The sequence below is a fragment of the Pseudomonas sp. PS01299 genome, assembly GCF_029960145.1.
In the GTDB taxonomy this organism is placed as follows: domain Bacteria; phylum Pseudomonadota; class Gammaproteobacteria; order Pseudomonadales; family Pseudomonadaceae; genus Aquipseudomonas; species Aquipseudomonas putida_A.
This window is the reverse complement of record NZ_JASCPO010000307.1, coordinates 1-5,766: the sequence shown is the minus strand read 5'-3', so window position 1 is coordinate 5,766 and position 5,766 is coordinate 1. Positions and strand designations below refer to the sequence as shown.

At 61.4% G+C, this 5,766-nt stretch carries 4 protein-coding genes; 1 reads left to right on the top strand and 3 read right to left on the bottom strand.

From position 1 onward, the window contains the following. Positions 1–109: 109 nt before the first annotated feature. From QMX91_RS28475 to QMX91_RS28465, 3 genes are all read right to left on the bottom strand, one after another. The gene (locus tag QMX91_RS28475; RefSeq protein WP_027613531.1) at positions 110–1,243 is read right to left on the bottom strand and encodes an ABC transporter substrate-binding protein; all 1,134 of its coding nucleotides are present in this window, start codon (positions 1,241–1,243) and stop codon (positions 110–112) included. 368 nt (positions 1,244–1,611) lie between these two features. After that, positions 1,612–2,895, bottom strand: coding sequence for an FAD-binding oxidoreductase (locus tag QMX91_RS28470; protein ID WP_282413730.1), 1,284 nt, complete (start codon positions 2,893–2,895; stop codon positions 1,612–1,614). 224 nt (positions 2,896–3,119) lie between these two features. Then, positions 3,120–4,610, bottom strand: coding sequence for an aldehyde dehydrogenase family protein (locus tag QMX91_RS28465; protein WP_098966956.1), 1,491 nt, complete (start codon positions 4,608–4,610; stop codon positions 3,120–3,122). A gap of 165 nt (positions 4,611–4,775) precedes the next feature. Here QMX91_RS28465 and QMX91_RS28460 point away from each other — a divergent pair, with 165 nt between their 5' ends. After that, positions 4,776–5,687 (top strand): LysR family transcriptional regulator, encoded by a 912-nt coding sequence (locus QMX91_RS28460; protein ID WP_098966954.1) that lies wholly within the window; start codon positions 4,776–4,778, stop codon positions 5,685–5,687. Positions 5,688–5,766 lie beyond the last annotated feature (79 nt).

Sequence of the window (5,766 nt, the reverse complement as noted above, 5' to 3'; positions counted from 1 at the left end):
GCTCGCGAAAGCGGTGTATCAGCTACCGTTGATGGCGACTGACATCCCGCATTCGCGAGCAAGCCCGCTCCCACAGGGGTTCATGGTGTTCGGATGATCGCGTCAGCCCTTACTTCTGTTTTTCCAGCTGATGGTATTTGCCGTCCTTGTCCCACTGGTAAACCACGTAGTCAGAGACTTTCAGGTCGCCCTTCTTGTCCCAGGCTTTCTCGCCCATGACGGTTTTCACCGGGTTGGCCTTGAGCCACTCGGCGGCTTTTTCGCCACTGTTGGACTTGGCGCCGTTGAAGGCGGCCGCCAGGGTCTGAACCGACGCGTACGCGTACAGGGTGTAGCCTTCAGGCTCGGTGCCGGCCTTGCGGAACGCGTCCACTACCGTCTTGCTGTCTGGCAGCAGGCGAGGGTCGGCGCCGAAGGTCATCAGCACGCCGTCAACGTATTGCGGGCCACCGGCGGTGGTCACCAGTTCGTCGGTGACGATGCCGTCATCAGACATGAACTTGACGTCTTTCAGGCCTTCGGTACGCAGTTGCTTGACCAGCGGGCCGGCTTCCGGGTGCAGGCCGCCGAAGTAGACCACGTCGGCACCGGCTGCACGAATCTTGGTGACCACAGCGCTGAAGTCTTTCTCGCCACGGGTCAGGCCTTCATACAGCACCGGCTTCACGCCACGTTTTTCCAGTTGAGCCTTGGTCGCATCGGCCAGGCCCTGACCGTAGGTGTCCTTGTCGTGCAGCACGGCGACCTTCTTGCCCTTGAGCACGTCGACGATGTAGTCGCCCGCGACGATGCCTTGCTGGTCGTCACGCCCGCACATACGGAACATGGCGCTCAGGCCGCGCTCGGTCACTTGCGGGTTGGTGGAACCCGGGGTGATCGCGATAACGCCGGCTTCGTCGTAGATTTCCGAGGCGGGGATGGTGGAAGAGGAGCAGAAGTGACCGACCACGCCGGCTACCTTCTGGTTGACCAGATCCTTGGCGACTGTCACTGCCTGTTTCGGTTCGCAGGCGTCATCGCCCTTGACCAGTACGATTTTCTCGCCGTTGACGCCGCCTGCCGCGTTGACTGCGTCCGCCGCTGCCTGTGCACCCTTCATGTACTGCTCGCCAAATGCCGCGTTGGCGCCAGTCATCGGACCCGCTACACCGATTTTCACATCAGCTTGAGCAAACGCAGAAACACCCAGCGCAGTAGCTACTGCGAGGGCCAGAAAGCCTTTCTTGTAAAACGTCTGGGACATGAGGTGGTGCTCCAAGGTTTTTTTTAGTTGGCACTGCGACTTCACTTCACTGAATGCTCTGAGCAAGCGCCGTGCCATCGGTTTTTTATTCTTCAAAAAGTCGCTGCTTTCTTGTTATTTCGACTGTTTCGTTCCCATTTTCATTGGGCGTGCAACCGTCTAAACCGCGGAAGGTGAAACCTTTTTAAATCTGAGGCGCAACCCGCTTGCGCCATCATTGCAACCGCGGCACCAAACGACGTGCAACCAGCCTGTAACAGCTCGCGTCACCGAACTGCACACTGCTGGTGCGGGACTGCTACAACCCGCACCATTAGAGGCTAGTCGCTACGCCGAAAAGCGCCGCTTCCGGCAACATATTTCAACACTCAAATGACGATGCGCAGGCACTGGCCCGCGTGATACAGCGAGAAGCCGGCCTCGTACAGGCAACTGCGCAGGCCGACGCCGGCCAGGGGCTGCATCGGTGCGAAGGGGATCGGCAGGGCTTGAGGATTTCCGTCACACAGGTAGTCGGCGAAGGCTTTGCCGACCACAGTGCCGGTGGTCACGCCACGACCGTTGTAACCGGTGACGGCCACCAGTCCCGGCGCCGGTTCGAACAGGCGCATCAGGTGATCGGGGGTGAAGGCGATGCGCCCGGTCCAGGTGCATTCCCATTCCACCGGTTTCAGGTTGGGGAAGTAGTGTTGCTGCACCCGGTCGGCCCAGGCCTTGAGGAACCACGTCGGCTTCTGATTGCCGTTGCCCAGACTTCCGAGCAACAACCGGCCGTCCTTGTCACGACGGATGCTGCTCAGCACTTGGCGCGTGTCCCACGAGCCCTGCCCGCCGGGGAGGATGTCATGGGCGGCGTCTTCGGTCAGCGGCACCGAAGCGACCTGATAGTAGTAACCGGGGAAGAAGTTGCGCTTGAGTTCGGTCCAGTCGCCCTCGGTGTAGGCGTTGGAGGCGATCACCACTTGCTCGGCGAGTACCGAACCTAGCTCGGTCTGCACCGACCATAGCTGGTCCACGCGTTCGAGACGGGTCACTGGCGAGTGATCGAACATCTGCCCGCCCAAGCCCTTCACCGCGTTGGCCAGGCCGGTGACATAGGCCATAGGGTTGAGCGTACCGGCGCGGCGATCGAGCAGTGCGGCGGCAATCTTCTGCGTACCGGTGGCTTGCTCGCAGGCCTTGCCGGTGAGCAGCTCGACCGGCGCCCCGCGGCGCTTCCATTGTTGCTCGCGACTTCGCAGATCCGCCTCGCCCTTGGCGTTGTGCGCCATGTGCAGGGTGCCTTCGCGGCGCAACTGGCAATCGATGTTGTATTTATCCACAAGGCTGAACACCAGCGCCGGCGCCGCCCCGAGCATGCGGTTGAGCTGACTGCCGACCGCTTCGCCGAATCCGGCTTCGATCTCGTCCGGCGGGATCCACATGCCGGCGTTGACCAGCCCGACGTTGCGTCCGGAGCCGCCATACCCGGCACGATGCGCTTCGAGCACGCAGACGCTTTTGCCCTTCTCCAACAGATGCAGCGCCGCCGACAACCCGGTAAACCCGGCGCCGATCACGCAGACATCGACTTTGACCTCACTCTTGAGCGCGGTGTTATCCGGGCGCTGCGGCGTGAGTTTTTCCCACAGACATTCTTCGCGTAACGGCATTGCCAGACTCCAACAGAAACCTGCCAAACACACTGCTGATCCTGTGGGATAAAGCCCTGTGGCGAGGGGATTTATCCCCGATCGGTTGCATAGCAACCGTAAAACCAGTGCATGCGGTGTATCTGAAACTCCGCGATTGCATGTTTTGGGGCCGCTGCGCAGCCCATCGGGGATAAATCCCCTCACCACAAAAGCCCGCTCCCAGGATCTGCTTCATTCCAAACTCAGTCGAAGGTAATGCCCTGCGCCAGCGGCAACTCCAGCGAGTAGTTCACGGTGTTGGTCTGGCGGCGCATGTAGGCGCGCCAGGCGTCGGAGCCCGACTCACGACCGCCACCGGTCTCCTTCTCGCCACCAAACGCGCCGCCGATTTCCGCGCCGCTCGGGCCGATGTTGACGTTGGCGATGCCACAGTCGCTGCCGACCGCCGACATGAACTGCTCGGCCTCGCGCACGTCGGTAGTGAAGATGCACGACGACAGGCCCTGCGGCACCGCATTGTTCAAGCGCAGTGCTTCCTGGAAGTCGCTGTAGCCGACCACGTAGAGGATCGGGGCAAAGGTTTCGCTGCAGACCACGTCGCTCTGCTCTGGCATTTCGACAATGGCCGGCGACACGTAGTAGGCGTTGGGGAACTGATCTTCGAGCTGACGCTTGCCGCCGAACACCCGGCCGCCCTCGCTCAGTGCCTGCTCCAGCGCGTCCTGCATATTTTCGTAGCTGTGTTTGTCGATCAGCGGGCCGACCAGATTGCCTTCCAGCGGATGACCGATGCGCACTTTGGCGTACGCGGCTTTGAGGCGGGTGACGATTTCTTCCTTCACCGACTCATGGGCAATCAGCCGCCGCAGGGTGGTGCAACGCTGCCCGGCAGTACCGACCGCACTGAACAGGATGGCGCGCACGGCCATGTCCAGATCGGCGCTCGGGCCGAGGATCATCGCGTTGTTGCCGCCCAGTTCGAGAATGCTGCGAGCAAAACGTGCGGCGACTTTCGGCGCCACTTCACGGCCCATGCGGGTGCTGCCGGTGGCGCTGACCAGCGCGACACGCGGGTCATCCACCAGCGCTTCGCCGGCATCACGGCCACCGATGATCACCTGGCACAGGTGCGCCGGCGCATCGGTGAAATTCTTCACCACGCGATCGAACAGTGCTTGGCAGGCCAGTGCGGTCAGCGGGGTTTTCTCCGACGGCTTCCACACCACCGGGTTACCGCAGACCAGCGCCAACGTGGTGTTCCACGCCCACACCGCGACGGGGAAGTTGAACGCGCTGATCACGCCGACCACGCCCAGCGGATGCCAGGTTTCACGCATGTGGTGGCCCGGGCGCTCGGAGGCGATGGTCAAACCGTACAGCTGACGCGACAGGCCGACGGCGAAGTCGCAGATGTCGATCATCTCCTGCACTTCACCGAGGCCTTCCTGAGTGATCTTGCCCGCTTCCCACGACACCAGTTCGCCAAGGTCAGCCTTGTACTCACGCAGCACTTCGCCGAACTGACGCACCAGTTCGCCGCGACGCGGGGCCGGCACCTTGCGCCACAGCTCGAAAGCATGATCTGCGCGACTGATGTGCTGCTCGACTTCGGCCGGGCCTTCCCAGTTCACGGCGGCGATGCGGCTGCCGTCGATGGGCGAATGCACCGGCACTTTGCCGTTCTGATACAGGGCCGGGTTCACACCAAGACGATCAAGCAATGCGGCAACCATGGGTCACTCCTCAAGCGAAAAACAGAATGTGTGCGGACGCATTTTCGCGACCGGGCAGGCCTTTAGTTGTAGCTTCCCGAGGGCAAGGCAACAAACGACCTTTACGCGAGATATCATTCCGTTTATTCATGCTGCGCACAGAAAGACAAGAAAAAGGGATCACCCATGCTGAATAAACGCCACCTGCCATCGATCACCGCGTTGCAGTGCTTCGAGGCCGTGACCCGGCACCTGAGCTTCACCCGGGCCGCCGAAGAGCTGAACCTGACCCAGAGCGCTGTCAGCAAGCAAGTGGCGCAGCTTGAGGAATTGTTGCAGCACTTGTTGTTCCGTCGGGTGCGTCGTCGCTTGCAGATGACCCCGGCCGGGGATTTGTACCTGGTGGAAGTCCGAAAAATCCTCACCCAGGTGGAAATGTCCACGCATTACCTGCGCTCCTACGGCGGCGAGACCGAAGTCCTGCGCGTTTCTACCCCTTCGACCTTCGGCGCGCGCTGGCTGGTACCGCGTCTGAAGGGCTGGCGTCTGCGCCATCCGTCGATCCATCTCGACTTGTGCAACGAGCAGGAGGCCGACGATTTGCTACAGGGGCGCAGCGATCTGGCGTTCTATTTCGGCCAAGGCTCACGGCCCGGCACCGAATGCCTGAAGCTGTTCGGCGAAGAGCTGGTACCGGTCTGTGCGCCCGGCAGCCTGCCGGATCAGCCCTTCACCGACCCGACGCAACTGACCGATCTGGTGCTGCTGCAAAATGCCTCGCGCCCACAGGCCTGGCATGACTGGTTCGACAGTCAGGGTTACCACACCGAACACAGCTACCACGGCCCGCGTTTCGAAACCTTTTATATGTGCATCCGCGCCGCCCAGGTCGGCTGCGGTGTGGCGCTGCTGCCACGGTTTCTGGTGGAAGAGGAATTGGCCGACGGCAAACTGGTCATTCCATGGCAGCATGCAATGCCCAGTTCCGACGCCTATTACCTGGCCTACCCGGAGCACGCGGCGGAAGTGCCGAAGGTGCGGGATTTTGTGAAGTGGATGCTGGAGCAGATTGATAGCCCGGACCTGACGCCGATATAGAGTTTTCAACAACCCTGTGGGAGCGGGCTTGCTCGCGAATGCGGTGCATCAGTCACATTTGAATTGACTGACCCACCGC

What these genes read in the sequence shown, in the direction of transcription:
- QMX91_RS28475 (WP_027613531.1), bottom strand. Translation starts at nt 1,243, where the DNA reads ATGTCCCAGACGTTTTACAAGAAAGGCTTTCTGGCCCTCGCAGTAGCT.
- QMX91_RS28470 (WP_282413730.1), bottom strand. Translation starts at nt 2,895, where the DNA reads ATGCCGTTACGCGAAGAATGTCTGTGGGAAAAACTCACGCCGCAGCGC.
- QMX91_RS28465 (WP_098966956.1), bottom strand. Translation starts at nt 4,610, where the DNA reads ATGGTTGCCGCATTGCTTGATCGTCTTGGTGTGAACCCGGCCCTGTAT.
- QMX91_RS28460 (WP_098966954.1), top strand. Translation starts at nt 4,776, where the DNA reads ATGCTGAATAAACGCCACCTGCCATCGATCACCGCGTTGCAGTGCTTC.